This window comes from Chitinophaga sp. 9-1-y (assembly GCF_059511905.2).
Window position 1 is genome coordinate 2,568,999 of record NZ_CM197955.1, and the last position, 18,781, is coordinate 2,587,779.

At 47.8% G+C, this 18,781-nt stretch carries 11 protein-coding genes; all 11 read right to left on the reverse strand.

Translation table 11 applies throughout. From position 1 onward, the window contains the following. Nucleotides 1-155: 155 nt before the first annotated feature. The 11 genes from AC5ZC7_RS10210 to AC5ZC7_RS10260 all read right to left on the reverse strand — a co-directional run bounded on the left by AC5ZC7_RS10210 (nt 156) and on the right by AC5ZC7_RS10260 (nt 18,780). Nucleotides 156-3,281: a glycosyl hydrolase gene (locus tag AC5ZC7_RS10210; protein WP_496159408.1), complete on the reverse strand. Its 3,126-nt coding sequence runs from the start codon at nt 3,279-3,281 to the stop codon at nt 156-158. 4 nt (nt 3,282-3,285) lie between these two features. Further along, nucleotides 3,286-5,193, reverse strand: a complete 1,908-nt coding sequence (locus AC5ZC7_RS10215) for a family 20 glycosylhydrolase (protein ID WP_496159407.1) — start codon at nt 5,191-5,193, stop codon at nt 3,286-3,288. Continuing rightward, on the reverse strand, nt 5,193-6,239 hold the full coding sequence (locus tag AC5ZC7_RS10220; RefSeq protein WP_496159406.1) for a DUF6528 family protein: 1,047 nt from the start codon (nt 6,237-6,239) through the stop codon (nt 5,193-5,195). The genes AC5ZC7_RS10215 and AC5ZC7_RS10220 overlap by 1 nt, the downstream gene beginning before the upstream one ends. 4 nt (nt 6,240-6,243) lie before the next feature. Continuing rightward, nucleotides 6,244-7,365 carry a hypothetical protein gene (locus AC5ZC7_RS10225; RefSeq protein ID WP_496159405.1) on the reverse strand — a complete coding sequence of 374 codons (1,122 nt, stop codon included), beginning with the start codon at nt 7,363-7,365 and terminating at the stop codon, nt 6,244-6,246. Nucleotides 7,366-7,380: 15 nt separating this feature from the next. Next, nucleotides 7,381-8,937: a RagB/SusD family nutrient uptake outer membrane protein gene (locus AC5ZC7_RS10230; protein ID WP_496159404.1), complete on the reverse strand. Its 1,557-nt coding sequence runs from the start codon at nt 8,935-8,937 to the stop codon at nt 7,381-7,383. 10 nt (nt 8,938-8,947) lie between these two features. Continuing rightward, the gene (locus AC5ZC7_RS10235; protein ID WP_496159403.1) at nt 8,948-12,310 is read right to left on the reverse strand and encodes a SusC/RagA family TonB-linked outer membrane protein; all 3,363 of its coding nucleotides are present in this window, start codon (nt 12,308-12,310) and stop codon (nt 8,948-8,950) included. Between the two features lie 218 nt (nt 12,311-12,528). Beyond that, entirely contained in the window at nt 12,529-13,692 is a 1,164-nt protein-coding gene (locus AC5ZC7_RS10240; RefSeq protein WP_496159402.1) for a FecR domain-containing protein, read from the reverse strand. Nucleotides 13,693-13,765: 73 nt separating this feature from the next. Beyond that, nucleotides 13,766-14,314, reverse strand: a complete 549-nt coding sequence (locus AC5ZC7_RS10245) for an RNA polymerase sigma-70 factor (RefSeq protein ID WP_496159401.1) — start codon at nt 14,312-14,314, stop codon at nt 13,766-13,768. 135 nt (nt 14,315-14,449) lie between these two features. Continuing rightward, nucleotides 14,450-15,031: an RNA polymerase sigma-70 factor gene (locus AC5ZC7_RS10250; RefSeq protein WP_496159400.1), complete on the reverse strand. Its 582-nt coding sequence runs from the start codon at nt 15,029-15,031 to the stop codon at nt 14,450-14,452. 247 nt (nt 15,032-15,278) lie between these two features. After that, nucleotides 15,279-16,583 (reverse strand): HlyD family secretion protein, encoded by a 1,305-nt coding sequence (locus AC5ZC7_RS10255; protein WP_496159399.1) that lies wholly within the window; start codon nt 16,581-16,583, stop codon nt 15,279-15,281. Beyond that, on the reverse strand, nt 16,573-18,780 hold the full coding sequence (locus tag AC5ZC7_RS10260) for a cysteine peptidase family C39 domain-containing protein (protein WP_496159398.1): 2,208 nt from the start codon (nt 18,778-18,780) through the stop codon (nt 16,573-16,575). Before AC5ZC7_RS10260 ends, AC5ZC7_RS10255 begins: the two co-directional genes overlap by 11 nt. Nucleotide 18,781: the final 1 nt, after the last annotated feature.

The window sequence follows — 18,781 nt, forward strand, 5'->3', positions numbered from 1 at the left end:
AAAATGAAATTCTCTGTCAATGTGAGCGGTGCCGGGTTAATTTCCTGTCAAGGCAAATATATGCAAATTCTGCACTACTATTTACACAAAGACCCGTTGACAAAAAGCGCATCAACGGGTCTTTGGTATTCAGCGAATATCACTATTGTTTCTCATTATTGATTGACCATGATCCTGTAGTCCTCGCTCAGTCCGTAATCATACAAGTCATACTCATTGCCAGGTGGTTGTACCTTTATGTTGTACCACTTGCCTGGGTCTACCAGTCCGGGAACGGGCTTATTGTAGAATGGCCCCAGGACATTTTTTAAGCTACCGGTTACCTCTACTGCGATTTCGTTGTTTCCTTTCTTTACAAATTTGCTGATGTCGAGCTTGTTGGGTTCCCCCGTGATGACGCCTGCAAATGCCCCATTCACCCGGACGGCCACTACGGTGCCCTTCCAGCTGCCCAGCGTCACGACGTAAGACAGGGCAGGGTTCAGCACCTCAAATGTTTTGCTGTAGGTAATGCTTTGACCGTACAAGGGCAGGCCCTGTTTGTTCCACGCGCCCAGTTGCAGAGGTTGTGGCGCCACCACGTTCCATCCCTGTTGTGCTGCCTCCAGGTTGAAGTTTCCCAGGATGTAAATGGGTTCTGTTTCCGCAAAAACACTCATGGGAGATACGTTAACGGCTATTTCATTATCACCGGGTTTGATGTGGTCACCTATTTTAAATACGCCAAAGGAGCGGTCCAGCCACCATTCACCAGGTTCGTTTTTTACGGTGATGCCATTAATTTTCACATCATGCCAGAGACCTGGTTGCTCTATTACAGCTTTGAAATTGCGTGTATCTATACCTGCTTTGACGTTAAAATGATATACGGCCGTGTAGCCGGTACCGGTAGAGAAGGTATCCCTGCTTACAATAGCATTCTTATATTGGGTGCGATTATTCCAGGGATTGCCCGCGCCATCCGTAAATCCAAAATGCCTGAATGCTGTATTGGAGGCTACCCCCACATGAAGATGCGTATAGTTGGTGTCTGGTTGATAGAGATGCAGGTCGCACCAGTCGATGGTAAGGGTATTATAAGCCGGCCTGTTCACGGTGGTGGCGGAAGCATTAACAGGAGCCCAATTGGAGGGCACATTCATTTCCCTATAGCCTGCCATTTTTTTGTCTGCTACAAATAACATCAGGCTACCCGCAGGGGCTATATCGAATGCAAATGACACGTCCGTGTGCTGTACGCTATGTGTATAGCGGGTGATATCTCCGTTTTGTAAATCCAGTGCTAACACGTCCTTACCAGGCATGGTCACCTTACCGATAGCGGAATTAGTCATGCTGGCGTTAGTGAGCAACAGCAGCTCCCCATTTGCCAGTTTGCGGCGTTGATGATAGATGTTGCCGCCAATGCTATCGCCTGCTACCGGCGCTATGTTGAAGCCATTGTTGTGAAGTTGCTGTAACAGATCCTGCCGGCTTATGTTGCTGACCCGGGGTAGCCGGAGGGTGGTAAGCTCGTTGTTAACAGCGCCGTCCACCAGTTGCAGTTGTTCGAAACAAACCACCTGTCCGCCTGCTGCGATGAACTTTTTCAGCAAACGGAAAGTGGTACCATCTATGTTTTCCATACCGGGTGGAATGACTACCACCTGGTAGTTTCGTTGCCCGATGATAAATTGCTTCCCATCAACACGGCCGTGATCTTTGATAATATTCTCCGACCCCAGGTCATATTCCAGGTGGGACCGCTGCATCAATGTAACAAAGTCGTTGAAGCTTTTAGTGATGTCGAAGAAGCGTTTGTGTTCTGCATCGCGGGCGTAGTACATCCAGGCGGAGGTGGTGGGTTCTATCACCAGCATATCATTGTATTGCCGGCCTTTTGATACCAGGTATTGCATCCTGGAAAAGTAATGATTCATGATGCGGTAGTATGGCCACCATGGCTCATGATAGGAGAAGCTTGGCGGATAATCATATTTCCGTGCCCCTCTCAGCGTCATAAAGGAGAGATGCTGATTCATGAAGTTTACGCCCAGTACGTACTGCCAATCGGCCAGGCGCTTCATATCTTTGAAGGTAAGTTCCCATCCGCCACCACCATAGGTTTCCGAGAGCGTCCGTGTTTTTCCCAGCTGATTGGCTACGCTGCCCAGCTCTTTCACAGCACGGATGTTACCAAATTGCACGGGTTTATCCTCGTTATATTGGTTAAACAGCATATCAATGCCGGGCATTTGATGCCAGGCATACATGGCCATGTTATCGGGTCCGTGATAGGGACTGGGCCAGCCATGCTCCCAATAATGTCCGGTCCAGGTCAGGTGTTTGGCAGCCATATAAGCAGATACAGGCCTGGACCAGCGGTCAATAAACAGTTGTAACAGTACCTGGTAATAGTTGTGGCGTACGCGTTTCCAGTCGCCGGTTTCTTTAAAGAGGGAGGGAAGGTGCAAGCGTAAATCATAGCCCCAGGCCTGGTGGAAAGCATTAAACAGATCGGGTGTCCAACGCATACAATTCCGGCCTTCATTGATGATGGTGGGCTCATCGGAAAAAACACCTTTGATGGTTTTGCCGAATTCGTCGCCTACCACTTTTTCATATCCCTTATAAGTAACGTCTATGAATTTTTGGGTAACCCCTTTAGCCATCAGGTCCACATACGATACACCAATAGGCCCCGCCACAGATCCGCGATTGGAGCGTTGGTAGTTTACCTTTTTAAATAAGCGGTAGCTGCCGGTCCTGTTTTTTTCATCTGCCAGATGGTCGGTGATATCTTTATACTTTCCATTTTCTTCTTTCAGAAAAAGAAAATAGGGAGATAGATTGGCTGGTAATTTATCGGTTTCCTCCATGTAAACCATCTGGCCCTGGTTGTAGGCTTCCGGCATTTCATCGGCTACCAGCCCGCCGGCAAACCCGGTGGGGTAAGAGTTTTCGTCATAGATCCAGGTATTGAGACCTATCTTCTTACCTTGTTCCATGGCGTATTTAAACAGGTCGTACCAGTCTTTTGATAAATATTCTGTGATCAACCCGGGGCGGGCGTGGATAATCACGCCACCGAAGTCATTTTTATGGTAATCGTTTAGCATGGAATCGATGTCGTGCCTGTTTACTTTTGAGTTCCATACCCAGAATGGTACGGTTCCGAAATCCCTGCCAGGATTTTTAAAGTTGGGTACGATCTCTTCAAACCGTTGTAGTTTTTGGGCATGTACCTGGGTAGCCGTGAACACAGCGGTAAGTAGTATGGAATAATATATCTTTTTCAACATGTTGTTACTGGATTTTAGGTTTGTCACTATTGTCCAGAAGCGTGCGTGTGATAATGCTTCTGCGGCCTGCAGGGGTAATTACAATGGTTTTCAACGGAATGCTTTTACCTTTTGGAACGATGATGGTAACAGGCCCCGTATATTCGTGATCGTAGTCGCCGGGAGGCCTGTTATTGAGCGTGTAAAATATTTTCGCTCCCGGTACAGGCGGCTGTTTTATTTCCAATCTGAAGGAATCGGTTACAATGGTTGAATCTACGTAATTAAATACAGTGGGCACGCGGTAGTTCATGCTGGTGCGGTCAAACCTTGCCAGGTGCGCAGGCAGCGCGGAATTGGCGAAGCGGGGATAATTTTTTTGCCCGTTGTTGGTCCAGCCTGTTTCCGCTAACGCCAGCATGCGGGGAAGGAGCATATATTGCAGCTTCGACATATCCTTGATGTTTTCTGTCCATATACAGCCTTCTACTCCCATAATATGTTCCAGGTCAGCGGGCGACAAAGAAGCGTATGCCGGGTTGTATTCATACGCTTTCCAGGTTGGTGCATCGCCGCCATGGCTGGAGGGTTCCTGGTCGGAAGTGCTTTGTGCATAGTCGAAATACAGGCCGTTGCCGCCGGGTGCCAGCACTATGTCCATTCCTTTTTTAGTTTGCGCGAGGGCGCCTTTTTCGCCGAAGCGATTCATCACGGCTACCTGATCTTCCAGGTTACCTTCTGTGATTTCATCCCAGCCAATGAGTTTTTTATTTTTGGAGAGAATAATTTTATTCAGCCTGGAGATGAAGTAGCGCTGGAGTTCATGAGCGTCTTTTACCTGGTGTTGCCTCATAAATTGTTGTACCGTGGAATCCTTTTGCCAGAAGCCTTTGAAGCATTCATCGCCACCGATGTGGATATAGGGATAAGGGAACAGTGCTGCTACTTCACTGAATACATTGTCCAGGAATTCGTATACTTTTTCATTGGTAGGATTCAGGGAGTTATCGGTATACATCTCATAGCCACCATCTGTAAACCATTTTGCAAATGGACTGCCTGGGTTTACGGTAATGCTTTTATCGCGTGTAACACAGAGCTCCGGGTAGGCTGCTATGGCGGCCATAGAATGACCGGGGACGTCTATCTCAGGGAGAATATCGATGTGGCGGTTGGCTGCGTAACGGATGATGTCGCGTACTTGTTCCTGCGTATAGTACCCGCCATCGGTGGCTTTTTCACCTGGTTGTGGCGGCAGGGTATTACCGCTGAATTCTAGGCGGGGAACGCGCCAGGCGCCTACCCGCGTAAGTTCAGGGTAGCTTTTGATTTCCAGGCGCCAGCCCTGGTCGTCTGTTAGGTGCCAGTGGAAGCGGTTTAGCTTATAGTAGGCCATCAGGTCCAGCAGTTGTTTGAGCTGTTCTACCGTAAAAAAATGACGGGAAACGTCCAACATCAATCCCCTGTAACCAAAGCGGGGAGCATCTTCTATGGTAAGGCAGGGAATGACTGTATTGCCGTTGACATTGACAGTTATCAGTTGCAGCAGTGTTTGCATACCATAAAATATACCTGCCTGTTTGCCGGTGAGTGTAATACCTGCCGGCGTTACCTGCAGGCGGTATCCTTCAGCAGGTAGATGTTCGGCGCCTGTGGAAGTAATGAGCAATGCTGGTTTCCGGCTGTTGGCAACAACGCTGGCATTGATTTTTTGCGCACGCAGTTGATGGCTGAAATAATCAACGGCAGGTTGCTCCGATCCATTTGTACGGATGATGAAATTGGGAGGGAGCATGAAAAGGCCGGTATCCATTTTTACCACCTGTGGCATGGGAATCAGCGCGGGTAAAGTACCTTGCGCGGCACAGTGGCAAATGCTGATGCTTGCAAACGCGAAGCAGAGGAAGGTGAATATTTTTTTGCTGAAGTACATTACTGGTAATTGTCGTAAACGATTTTCACTTTATAGAAGCAGGCGCCATTCACTAAGCGGGAGCCTTGCAGTTGTCCGCCGGAGGTATAAAAATCTACGGTGCTGGTAGACCAGTTATTTAATGAGCAATATGCGTTAGGTCGCGGATTCTTATTCGCATCCGGCCGTACCAGTACTATTTGCCCGTTGGGCTGATTACCTATTCCTTTTACAAAAGTCAGGTTATTGGTAGGGGATACGGAGAAGCTTTTGGTTGTTTTGTTGAAAACATATTCTCCTCCATTGCTGGTTACCCAGAGTAGATTGGTGTTGCCCTGGTAGGCGCTGATTTCGTGCCCCCACGGCGTTGGCAGTGTCGTGCGGTATTGTTTCAGCTCCGTGAGTTCCGGCTGGGCATCGGTTCCGGTAATGGCCAGCGCTGTAAGGATGTGCGCGTTGTTGGTCATATCCTGACCGGTTACCCAGAGGCAGTTGAGCCCCGGATCCCAGACTACGGCATGTGCAGCGCCCAATGTAAACTCCGTATAGGTGTTACTGTTAGCTCCCTGTGAAGTAGTATATACCCGGATCCAGTTACCATCTGAGGCGGCCACGGCGAGGTTGCCATTAGGCAGCAATTCGGCAGAGTGGAGGTTACCGGGTATCACTTTGGACCATACACGTTGCCCGGATGGATAAGCAACGATAGCAGCGAAACTGTTATCACTGATGGCAGCGAAAGTAGCTCCTTGCCAGATGCCCATCTTCCTGACTTTAAAATCGGTACCGCCACCGAAGGTATTGATATCAGTAGCTGTGAAACCGAGCGCAATAGTGGGGGACCAGCGCCACTTTTTTGCTTCGGCAGTATTCCAGTCAATAACGGAAGGATCGTATATTTCCAGTTGTTTGGTGGCGTCGTTGGTGAGTGCCAGCAGGTTTCCCGGGTAAGGTTCGGGAACCTTTACCGGTGGCGGGTTTGTACCAGGCCCCGGAGCTGTATTAGCTCCAGGGTTTTTGGTACAAGCGGTAAGCATCACTAACAAACCAATGATGGTTTTCTTCATGGTATCAATAATAGTTAGGATCGAATGTTTTTCCTTTATAGATAGCGGAACCGGGTACGGTGCGCGAGCCGGTTGCTGCGCCGGTGGTGGCGTCGTAGAAATTTACGGTGGTGGTGCACCAGGTATTTAATGTACAGCCCGAGGTTGGAATAGTTTCTACCAGTGTATTCTGGCCAGGCTGACTACTAATTGCCTTCACAAATGTTTGTTGTGCGGCGCCGGGTATATCCTGGAATGTGCCCGTTGAAATTTTGAAAATATGTGTACCTCCGTTGGTAGAAAGCAGCAACTGATCCGGGTTGTTTACATCTGCTGATAAATCGTGTCCCCAGGCCTTGGGCAATTTGGGATATACGGCGAGGGTATCCAGTTTAGGATTGGTAATAGTACCGCCTGACCCTGGCGCGTTATAAGCATATTTTACCAACTTGTTACCCAATGCCCACAACACCTGGTGTGTTTGATCCCACAGCAGGGCATGCGCGGCAGGAAAATAGTATTGTGTATAAACGCCGTGATTGGGAGCCGGTTGGGAGGAAGAATAGATACGTATAAATCCTTCTGCCAACGGAGGATTTTTGCCGGCGCTAGCTACCACACAGTTACCATCCGGCAGGATTTCCATGGCATGCAGGGCGGTGGTGTCATTGAATCCCATGACCCAGAGCTTTTGTCCACGTGTACCCGTGCCCGTATAACGTGCAATGGTAGCAAACCGGTAGGAGGTAGCGGTAATTACCTGTGTGGTATTGGCAAATACAGCATTGTTACGCACTTTGATATCGGTGGGATCCCCCCAAAGCGGAATTTCACTGGTAGCATTATAAGACAAGGCAGTAGTAGGCTGCCAGGTCCATTTGGGCGTGGTCCAGGTGGCATCTGCCGGATCATAGACTTCAATTCTATCGGGAGCCTGGTTGGTGATGGCCACCCAGCAGCAGGTAGCAGCCAGGTTAGCGGTCACTTTTTCCGATGTGACGTCTTTTGCGGAGGTAACATCTTTCACCTGTACGGAGGAGGCTTCCCGTGTACATGAAACTGTCATGGCGGTCAATGCGAGTGCTGTCCAGCGGACATAGGCCGACCGTAGGCAGGATATACCTGCCTGCAACATAAACTTTTGCATGATAGTAAGTTTTAGTTAGTATCCTGGGTTTTGCGTGAGTTTGTCATTCAGCAATATTTCTGCGTTGGGTATTGGAAACAGCAACCTGTCGGTGGTAACATTATAGCTACCAGGCAGCAGGTAGTTGTACATTGCTTTTTGCTTCGCGCCAAATGCGGTCATCACGGTGATTGCTTTCCCCGTACGAACCAGGTCCAGCCAGCGTTTATTTTCGAAAGCCAGCTCCACTCTTCTTTCCTGCAGGATGGCTGCTTGCAGCGTGGCTTTGTCGGTGCTGCTGATGTTATGGGTAGCATCGCCGAAGGCCCGCTCTCTCACTGTATTCAGGTATGGCAGTGCTTCGGCTGATTTACCCTGTTCATTCAGGCTTTCTGCCAGCAGGAGCAGCGCTTCTGAATAGCGGTATACCGGCCAGTCGTCGTTAGTTTGATTCCCAATGGTATGTGCATGCAGAAATTTCTTAGGGAATGGACGCCCTACTTTGCCCGCCGGTGGTGTGTAGTTCAATACCGGCTTCACCGCAGTGGCGGTGAAATCGTCACTGGCATTGAAGGTACCTTCTGCAATAGCGATGGAGGCGTCCAGCCGGAGATCGCCGCTTTCGTAAGCATTGATCAGGTCCTGTGTGGGCGTGTTATAACCGCCTACCGTAGTAACGTTGTTATAGTTCACACCAGTAACAATGGTTGTATTGGTCATGCGTGGTATGAAATTGTAGACAGAGGCTTCCGTATTGGCCTGTGGCACTGCCAGGCTGGTGTTGAACTGAATTTCGAAGATGGATTCTCTTCCGTTCTTGTTATTCAGTTCAAAAGCATCGCTGTATTTGGGGAACAGGGAGTAGCCCATGCTGGTTACCTGTTTCAGGGCATTTTCCGCGAGGTCATATTTTTTCAGGGTGAGATAAACATCGCCGAGGAGCGTCAGTGCGGCGCCCTTTGTGGCGCGGCCTGTTTGTGGAAATGATGGTGCGGCAAGTTTGGCGGCAGCATCTGTGGCATCTGCAATGATCAGGTCGTACACTTCGGATATGGTAGCGCGCGGGATGTACGTATCCTCGCGGGTAAGCGGTGCACGTTTGTAGATAGGCACGCCGCCGTAGAAGCGTACCAGGTCGAAGTAGGCAAGTGCACGGATAAATTTTACCTGCCCCAGGATGGCGTTGCGGTTGGCTTCTGTTAGCTTTATATCATCAATATGATCAATCACGATATTGGCCGATGATACGGCACCGAAGGCGGCATTCCATTTGGGCGGGGTTTGATTGTTGTATTTATCGTCCAGGAAATCGGCGATATTATTACGATTGGTAGTAGCTACCGCCTGATCGGAAGATTTATAATCGTAGTGGGTATTATCTGAACGCATTTCCCCCATCGCCCAGGCGCTTTTGTTATTATAGATACCGCGCAATTGCGTGTACGCACCATTCACTGCCAGGTCGTAGTCGTTCTGGTTTTTGAAATAGTTATTCAGGTTGATATTGTTTGGATCGGTCTCGTCGAGGAATTTTTTGCAGGACACCTGGACCAGACTAAATATTACTAATATTAAAGAGATGATTTTTTTCATGTTGCTGATTTTAAAGACCAAGGTTCAAGCCAAATGTGTATGTTCTTTGCAGCGGATAGGAGCCGAGGTCCTGTCCTTGTTGTGTTACCCTTGATAGCCCTGCACCAGCGCTCACTTCAGGGTTACCGGGATAGCTGGTGAAGATGTATACATTTTGTGCGGAACCGTATAATCTCAGGCTTTTAATAACTGGCGTCCTGAATTTTCGCAGCGTATATCCGAGGGTGATATTGTTGATGGTCAGGTGAGAAGCATCGTGAACGAACAATGAATTATCGGTGCGATAGGCGGCAGTAGTACCCGCTAAAGTGCGTGCAACGCGGCCGTTGCCGGGATCTGATTCGGAGCGCCAGCGTTGCAGTAGTTCCGGAGGACCATTGAACACACCATCCAGGTTATAGGTACTTTCCTGCATGCCATTTTTTAACTTGTTGCCATAAGTACCAGACATCGTGATACTCATGTCAAAGTGCTGGTATTGGAAGCTGTTGGTTAAACCGAAGATGAATGTAGGGTTAGGATCCCCAAGTACAGTCTGATCTTCGGGGAAAGTAATTTTACCATCGCCGTTGAGATCTTTGAATCGCACTGTGCCGGCCTGTGAGGTAGTAGTGGTACCGGTTCCGTAATATTTAGGACCCGCATCTGCTTCTGCCTGATTTTTGAAAATCCCGTCGAATACATAGCCATAAAACTGACCGATTGGCTTGCCTACCAGCGTACGGAAGTCGGTGAATTCCGAGAGGGTCACTGTGGGATCTGCGGCAAATGGAATATTATTGAGGCCGATACGTTTCACCAGGTTCCGGTTGAATGCGATATTGAAATCCGTGCTCCACTTAAATTTCCCTACCAGGTTTTTGCTGCTAACGGTGATCTCATGGCCCCATTGGCGGATATCGCCGAGGTTATCCTGTACTTTCACGAAGCCGGAAGATTGTGGTACAGGCAGTTCGAACAGCAGGCCCTGGGTCATTTTATCATAGTAATCATAGCTCACATTCAGGCGACCATCCAATAACCCGATATCGATACCTGCATCAAACTGGCGGTTGCGTTCCCAGGCCAGGTTGGCATTGCCCAGGGTACTCTGTACTTTACCCGGAGCGAGGCCGCCGGAGAAGGTGTAGTTGGAGTTATCAATTCTCGCAACGGGGGTATAGTTGCCGATTTCATTCATTCCTGTCAAACCATAGGTTGCCCGCAGTTTCAGGAAGCTCAGTGGTTTGATATCTTTCAGGAAGGGTTCATCGCTGGCTATCCAGCTGGCGCCTACGGAAGGGAAGGTACCCCATTTGTTGTTGGCACCGAAGCGGGAGGATCCGTCGCGTCTGACAGAGGCCTGCAGCAGGTAGCGGTCTTTAAAGCTATAGTTGATTCTGCCCAGCAGTGATACCATCGACCAGGCGTTAAAGCCGGATGTATTGGTGGTGAAGCGGGTAGCGGCACTCAGGTAAGGAATGCTGTTGTCGGGGTAATCGCGGCCTACCATGTCGCTGTTGAATCCGGTGGAGCGCTGAAGCGTGAAACCGGCTAATGCACCAAGCGAGTGGTTGCCGAAACGCTGGTTGTAGTTCAGGGTATTTTCATTCAGCCACACGTAGTCGGTGTTTGTCATAGATTCACCATACGCGGAGTTATTTCCGGGCGGTGGATTTTCCATAGGTAGTGCGTTGAATCCACCCATTGAAGTAGAAGGAATGAATCGTTGGCGATTCATGGTACCAATATCTGTGCTACCGGAGGTGCGGAAGGTGAGGTAGTCTGTCAGCTTTACTTCTGCAAAAACGTTGGCCAATACGCGAAAGCGGTTAGCATCGTCTTTTATTTCCCTCAGTTGACGTAACGGATTTGCCCATACGAATTGGTTGGTGAAACCCGAAATACCCAGGGCCAGCGAGCCATCCGGATTATAGGGAGAGCCCATGGTAGGGATCATGGAAGCAGCGGCAAAGATAGCGCGTTGTCCGTCTACGTTGAAGCCAACGCCTTGCCGGTTGTTATGTTCCAACTGGAGGGAAGGCGCTACGCCAAAGCCGAATTTTACGCGTTTGCCCGGTGTGAAATCGCCGTTCACCCGGAGTGAAAAGCGCTTGTAGCCGGTGTTCACCAGGATGCCCTGCTGATCGAAGTAGCCGGCCACAACGCTGTAGGCGGCTTTCTCTGTACCTGTGTTGACGGCAATGCTGTAGTTCTGTACAGGCGCGGTTCTCGTAAGTGCACTAAACCAATCGGTGCCTTCGCCGTATTGATCCGGGTTTTGATATACCGCAGGGATACCGCCGGTATAGCCTTCGTACTTGATTTTATCTTCATAAAATCCCTTCATGTAAGTGGCCAGTTGGTGGGCATTCATCACGGGCGGAATCAGCTCACGCATAAGCGAAGCGCCTCCGTAGTAGGAGTTGAAATTGATTTGTGTAAGGCCGGCTTTACCGCGTTTGGTAGTGATCAGGATGACGCCATTGGCGGCACGGGAGCCATACAACGCCGTGGAGGCGGCATCTTTCAGGATAGTGAACGTTTCAATTTCGTCCGGGTTGATATTATTGATGTTGTCAGGATTACCGGGCATGGGTTGTCCATCTACCACCACCAATGGTCGTACACTGGAAGTAAAGGAGGACGCGCCACGGATACGCAGGTCCATACCCTGACCCGGGCGTCCGGTAGTTTGTGCTACCTGCGCACCGGGGAGTTTACCTTGTAGCCGTTCTGCGAAAGTACCGGTGGGCTGATCTTTCATCTCACCTGCTTTCAGCGTTCCAACAGCACCTACTACATCACGGGCGCTTTGTTTGCCGTAAGCAATCACTACTTCGCCCAGCTGTGAGGATGCTTGCTCCAGTTGTACGTTGATAATGGTTTGTCCGTTAATCGGTACTTCTTTGGTGGTATAGCCGATGTACCTGAATTCCAGCACGCCGCCGGCATCAGGAACATTCAGCGTGTAAGAACCATCTGCGAGTGTAGCAGTGCCTATGATTGATTTTTTGAGCTGGACGGCTACACCAGGCAAAGGATTTTTATTAAGGTCTGTTACCCGTCCCTTGATGGTTACCGCCACTACTGTTGGAGCCGGCGTGCGGGTGATGACGATGGTATTCTGATGGATGGAATAAGTGAATGGTTGGTTGGCGAAACACTTTGAGAGTACTTCGCCTATAGTGGCATCGGTTACCTGCAGGGCAACTGGTTGGGCATCTTTCAGGATGTCTACATTCCAGAGAACGTTGTACCCGGTTTGTTTTCTTATTTGGCGAAATACATCTTTAAGTGTGATCTGTTTTGCTGATAACGTCATCTTCTGGGCGTAGCCGGCGGCACTGACTTCCATTAACGCTGCGATCATTAGCACAACGGTTAGTTTCATAACCAACAGGATTTTTTTACGCGTAGCGCCAGCATTTCCCTGGCGTACGACAGGTATGTAAAATTTCATTACATTTGGATGTTTGAGTTTAAGAATCGAATAACTGTGACTGCAAAAGCACTAGAGATTTGTCTTTCACAGGGTAAGCTCAAATTATTGACCGGGGGTGGTGGTACACTCCCGGTTTTTTTATTGGGCCCCTGTTCGTGGTAGTTTTTTTATGGCATAACGGTGATCCTCCTTCCTTCTAATTTAAAGTGTACGGCGCCGGTTAATTCCAGCATATTTAATACTTCGGATACATTTTTAGCACGGGATAAACTACCGGCAATGGCTTTCTTTGAAACATCGCCCTGGTAGCGTACTTCTACATCGTACCAGCGACTGATTTGTCGCATGATGCTTTCTATATTTTCATTATCGAATAAGAAGTAGCCGTTTTTCCAAGCAGTGGCTTGCTCTGTATCACCATCGGTGATATTCATTTTCCGGGTTGATTTATGTAGTACGGCTTCCTTACCGGGTGTCAGTAGCGGATTGGCGTCCCGGTAATTCACTTTCACGGCGCCTTCCAGCAGGGTGACTACATTTTGCTGTTCATCGGGATAGGCATTGATGTTGAAATGCGTGCCCAGTACCTGCACATTCATCGGGATATCTGTGCCGGTATTAATGGCTACCTGGAATGGCCTGTGCTGGTCTTTTGCCACTTCAAAATAGGCTTCACCGCTGAGCGTTACTTTTCTCTCGTTACCGGGGAATGTGGCCGGGAAGCGCAGGGATGATCCGGCGTTTAGCCATACATTGGTGCCGTCTTGCAGCGTAAGCCGGTATTGACCGCCATAAGGCGTGCTGAGGGTATTGTATACAACAGCAGGGTCGCCGGAGGTAGTGCCATTGTTGTACTGTACATGACCATTACCTGTTTTATTAACGGCAGCGTTGCCTTGTTCGGTAATGATACCATCTTTTGCGTCTTCGAGGATTACTTTGTCGCCATTATTGAGTGTCAGCACTGCTTTGTTACCTCCCGGGCGAACATCCTGCGTAAGTTGGCCGGGCTGGTTATGCGCCTGTTTATGCAGGAGCAGGGGGGCGGCAAAATATCCTGCCAGCCCAAGGAGCAACAGCAGGGATGCTGCTGCGGAGATATAGTGCCAGCGACGTTTGGCTGCAGGTCTTTCCGCCGGTGTGCTAATGTGTTGCTGCAGGCGTGTGAGCATGCGCAGGCGAACCTGTTCTTCTTCATTGGCATTTTCCGACAGCCATTCAATATCAGCGTTGTTGTGATCCTGGTACCAGGCCATCAGCTCCGCTTCTTCAGCAGGAGTGATGGTGTCATCCAGGTATTTTTCAATGAGATGAAGGATGTTTTTTTTCAACGGATGTATTTTATCGTTACAGAGATATGTTCCCTAATTGTTAGCTTACCCTTAGTGGTAATAAAAATTTCTTTTAGCGTGGCAGTGATCTTAATTTAAAGCGTAGTGTTTTCAATGCCTTTGTAAGATGTGCCTCTGCTGTTTTCTCTGAAATACCCATGTTGTTGGCTATTTCACGTATGCTGAGGCCGTCGGTTCTACTCAACCTGAATACCAGCCGGCATTTTTCAGGAAGTGTTGCTACGATGCCATTGATCTGTTGCTGCAGGAACCGCGTATGAATTTTTTCCTCCTCCCAAACAGCTACCGGTGGTTCAGTGGCTAAGCCCGTAATTTCAGCCCGGCGTTTTTGCCGTACATACTGCTTGAAAACAGAAAGGCGTACGGCCGTGGCCAGGTACGCACCGATATTATCTATATATAGTTCTTTCCGCCTGTTCCATAGGCTGATGAACACCTCCTGCACCATCTCTTCTGCCATCGTCTTATTTTTGCTGTGTGCATAGGCAATCGCCAGTAGTGGCTGCCAGTAGCGTTCATAGATTTCGGTAAAAGCTTCCTTGCTGTCCCCGCGGAGGGACAGGAGTAACACTGCATCAGTTAATTGCCGGTGCGGTTTCATATTACAGGTGCCTATGTAGGGTGTTGTTGCTGTGAGCAGCAAAACCCTTCATAACATGGAGCTTATGTTTACAGGAATATGTACCATAAGGATAGCTGATACCCTTAGTGTGATTGCATTATTTTTCAATAAATTTCAGGGAAGCAGCAATTCGGTAAGGAGGATGACCCATAGCATTGGGCGATTGAGGTTTACCTTGAGAACTTTTAAGGCTTTGGTGAGATGTGCTTCTGCGGTTTTTTCGGCGATACCCATGCGCTGGGCTATTTCTGGTATGGAGAGGCCTTCTTCCCTGCTCAGTTTGAATACCAGCCGGCATTTTTCGGGTAATTCCTCTACAATGCCATTGATATGTTGCTGCATAAAGCGGGAGAAAATCTTTTCCTCGTCCCAGGAGGTAAGCAGTGGATCGGCAGTTTGTTCAATGATCTGGTTCCTGCGTTTCTGCCTGGCATAATGTTTAAAAACAGATAAGCGCACAGCGGTAGCGAGATAGCCACTAATATTATCTATATGCAGTTCCCCACGGCGTTTCCATAGGCTGATGAAAACCTCCTGTACAATTTCCTCGGCAATGATTTTATCACGGCTATGCCCATAGGCAACGGCGAGTAATTTTTTCCAGTAGCGGTCGTAGATTTCGGTAAATGCTTCCCTGTTGTCCTCTCGTAAGGACATTAACAGTGCTGCATCAGAGTATTGCTGGTACCGATTCATACGAATGTTATCCAGCACAAGATTAGAAAATTAATCGGGCAATTGCATCAGGACATAAAAATATAATATAGATGAGTTATTGTAAATAATTCTAATGTTTTGATGCCTGGCGGTTGTGCAGGCGAATAGTAGAAAAGGATGGAAAAGAAAATGTCCATCATATCAAACCTGCCATTTGCCAGGTGAGTAACGGGAATATTTCTATGGTCACCGCTAATAGTAGGGGAGCTATTACCAGTTTTCCGGTTTAATACTGATACCCCAGCAACTTCCGCATCTGGTAAAATACCCGCTCAATCAATCTTAAGTCCTGCGTCACTATTTCTGCACTTCCCCTCAGTTCACGGTCGAATGGCAGTTGTTTATGGAAGGAGGTCTGTAATCCTTTGGGGAGAAGTATATACACGTAGTAGTTGCCATCTTTATCCGGTGCGCTGGCCATATTTCTTACCCTTCCTTCTACCATACCAAATTCCTGGAAGGGATAGTTATCCAGCTTTACCAGCACCTTCTGGCCGGTTTTAACTTTTCCTGAATTCACGGAAGGAACTTGTAGGCGGCCTATCAGTACATCTTTTTCTTTGGGCATAATCGAAAACAGTACATCGCCTTGCTTCACAAATTGGTTTTTCCCGAGAAACTGCTGGAAACTGACAGTACCGTCAATGGATGATTGTAACAGGTAGTTTTGTTCCCAGCTATTGAGGGATTTCCGCAACTGTTCAAAGAGTTGCCCTGTTTGTGCATTGAAATTGATATTGTCTTTCTGTGCGCTGATGGTTGCGCCACTGCGTAGTTTTATGATGCCACTGATACTTTCCTGTAACTGTGAAATGGTGATATTCAGGTTTTCTACATTTTGCTGTGCTTGTAATAACCGCATCCTCGCCTGATCCATCTCCGCTGCTGAAACTACCTTTTCTCCAAACAATTGCTGATACCGGTCAAATTCTTTTTGAGATAATTCCAGTTTAGCCAGTTCCAGTTTCTTTTGCTGCAGCAGGGTTTGTATCCGGCTTTTAGAAGTAGCCAGGCTCTGTTCTGCAGCCACATAGTCAGGTGAATAGGGTTGGAGCCGTTCATTTAATTGTGCATCTGTCAGTGCTTTGGCAAAGGCGTTGTAATCGGCCTGAATTTCCCCGAGTTTAAAGCCAGCGGTTTCGTGAATGGGAAAATGTGCTACATTGTTATTACCTAAAGTATCCATGATAGCCCTCAGCCTGAGTACATCTTTATAATCAGCAGTAGATTGTAACACCATCAGTAGTTGGTGGGCGGGCACCTGCTGCTGGTCCTGCACAAAAATTTCTTCTACTTTGGAGCTAATTCTTACTTCCGGTTTTTCCGGTGGTTTTTGGGAAGATATGATGACGGTAGATGGAACGAATACCGGGTATTTAATGAGATAACTCATGAGAAGGATCAGCAGCAACAGGATGAATATAACGGTGTTGCCCCAACGTATCATCCAGTGGGGGGGCTGCGACATAATATCCTGCACCCCTTCAGAACGAAGTTCTACTGCGTCTAATATATCTTTTTTAGTTTCCAAGCTCCAACTGATTTTTTACTAACCGATAATATTCTTTTTTCAGCAACACCAATTCTTCATGCGTACCTTCTTCAACTACCTTCCCTTTATCCAGTACTATAATTTTATCTGCATGTTTTACTGTGGACAGGCGGTGTGCAATCACGATAGCTGTTTTACCCCGGAAAAACTGCTCCAGGTTCTGCATGATCACTTTTTCATTATTGGCATCCAGGGCGCTGGTGGCCTCATCAAAGAGGATGTATTCCGGCGATTTATAAACGGCCCGGGCTATGAATAACCGTTGCTTTTGTCCGCCGCTGACACCCAGTCCTTCATTACCAATTTGTGTGTTATAGCTTAATGGAAGGCTTTCTATAAATTCTTTGATATTGGCAATTTCTACTGCCTGCCTGAGTTTTTGTTTATCTATGTTGTCTTCTCCTACGGCGATGTTTCCGGCTATACTGTCATTAAACACATATCCTTCCTGCATCACTACCCCACACTGATCCCGCCAGTACCTGGGTGAAATATTTTTCAGGGGTACGTTCCCGATCTTTATTTCTCCTTCTCCCGGTTCATAAAACTTCATCAGTAGTTTCAGTAAAGTGGTTTTACCGCTTCCACTGGCGCCTACAATAGCCGTTGTTTTCTGGTAGGGGATGCGCAGGCTCAGCTGCTCAAATACCGGTGTGCTGGCGCCTGTATACCGGAATGACAGGTTATTGATTTCAATGTCTTGTTGAGGGATCTCTTTTACAGATATTTCCTGGAGTGGCTCTTCATCTGCCTTGCCATGTATTTCGCCCAAACGTTCCATGGCTATCCGGGCATCCTGTGTATGCCTGATAAAATCTATCAGTTGCATTAGCGGACCATTCAACTGCCCGATGATATATTGTACAGAGAGCATCATACCAAGGGTGAGCTTACCATCCAATACCAACTTGGCTGCGATAAAACTCACCAGGATATCTTTCATCTGGTTGATAAAATTGCCACCTACTGATTGCCATTGTTCCAGCGACAGCGAACGAATCTGGATCTTGAATAATTTTACCTGCATAAACTCCCAGCCCCAGCGCTTTTGCTTTTCCGCATTATGCATCTTGATTTCCTGCATGCCATTGACCAGCTCAATTACTTTGCTTTGCTCTTGTGTAGTCTGCGAAAACCTTTTGTAGTCCAGCTCCCTGCGTTTCTTCAGGAAAAAAGAAATCCAGGTAACAGACAGTATAGCACCCAATAAATAAATCAGGAATAGGCGGTAATCATAGAAACATAATACTACACTGAATATCACCAGGTTGAAAAGAGAAAATAGTGTGTTCAGGGAGGAAGTGGTCAGCAGTTGCTCAATCCGGTTATGATCATTGATGCGCTGCATGATATCGCCGGTCATCCTGGTATCGAAGAAACTGATCGGCAGCTTCATCAGCTTGATGAAAAAGTCGGATACAATGGAGATATTGATACGGGTAGACAGGTGCAATAAAATCCAACTTCTGATAATTTCTATCCCCATTCTTCCGGCAAACAACATTACCTGCGCCAATAATATCAGGTAAATGAAATTTAAGTCATGATTCTGAATACCTACGTCTACCACACTTTGGGTCAGAAAAGGGAGGATCAGCGACAACACGCTGCCAGCCAGCAATCCTATTGCCAGCTGCAGGATGAGTCTTTTGTACTGGTATAAATATTTAGATAAAAAGGCGAAGCTTTTTCTGTCAGGGGTTTCTTCGAATTCATTTTCATAAAACGCCGGCGTAGGTTCAAACACCAGGGCAATACCTTCCTCTTCTTTCTCTTGCTTGCCTTTTCCCATCCATCCTTCAATGAACTCCTTTTTGGTGTAGGTTAACAGTCCATAGGCAGGATCAGAAACATACACAGTAGTATGGTCGCCTTTTCCTTTGATTTGGTATACTACTACGAAGTGCTGATTACCCCAGTGGCAAATACAGGGGAGTGGCACATCTTCCACCAACGTATTAAAATCTATTTTTACTGCCAGGGATTTCAGGCCCAGTGTCTCTGCCGCATTGGAGAGCCCCATCAGGGAACTGCCTTCCCTGGTGGTTTCCGCGAGGTCACGGATCGTCTGCAGATCTACCAGCTTACCATAATGTTTACTGATAATCTTTATACAGGTAGGACCGCAATCCTTGCCATCCGGCTGTTTATAGAATGGGAATGATTTTAATTTCATG

Excerpts from the sequence above, each read along its gene's own strand:
- AC5ZC7_RS10215 (WP_496159407.1), bottom strand. The coding sequence starts at position 5,193 with ATGTACTTCAGCAAAAAAATATTCACCTTCCTCTGCTTCGCGTTTGCA.
- AC5ZC7_RS10230 (WP_496159404.1), bottom strand. The coding sequence starts at position 8,937 with ATGAAAAAAATCATCTCTTTAATATTAGTAATATTTAGTCTGGTCCAG.
- AC5ZC7_RS10250 (WP_496159400.1), bottom strand. The coding sequence starts at position 15,031 with ATGAATCGGTACCAGCAATACTCTGATGCAGCACTGTTAATGTCCTTA.
- AC5ZC7_RS10235 (WP_496159403.1), bottom strand. The coding sequence starts at position 12,310 with ATGAAACTAACCGTTGTGCTAATGATCGCAGCGTTAATGGAAGTCAGT.
- AC5ZC7_RS10245 (WP_496159401.1), bottom strand. The coding sequence starts at position 14,314 with ATGAAACCGCACCGGCAATTAACTGATGCAGTGTTACTCCTGTCCCTC.
- AC5ZC7_RS10210 (WP_496159408.1), bottom strand. The coding sequence starts at position 3,281 with ATGTTGAAAAAGATATATTATTCCATACTACTTACCGCTGTGTTCACG.
- AC5ZC7_RS10225 (WP_496159405.1), bottom strand. The coding sequence starts at position 7,365 with ATGCAAAAGTTTATGTTGCAGGCAGGTATATCCTGCCTACGGTCGGCC.
- AC5ZC7_RS10260 (WP_496159398.1), bottom strand. The coding sequence starts at position 18,780 with ATGAAATTAAAATCATTCCCATTCTATAAACAGCCGGATGGCAAGGAT.
- AC5ZC7_RS10220 (WP_496159406.1), bottom strand. The coding sequence starts at position 6,239 with ATGAAGAAAACCATCATTGGTTTGTTAGTGATGCTTACCGCTTGTACC.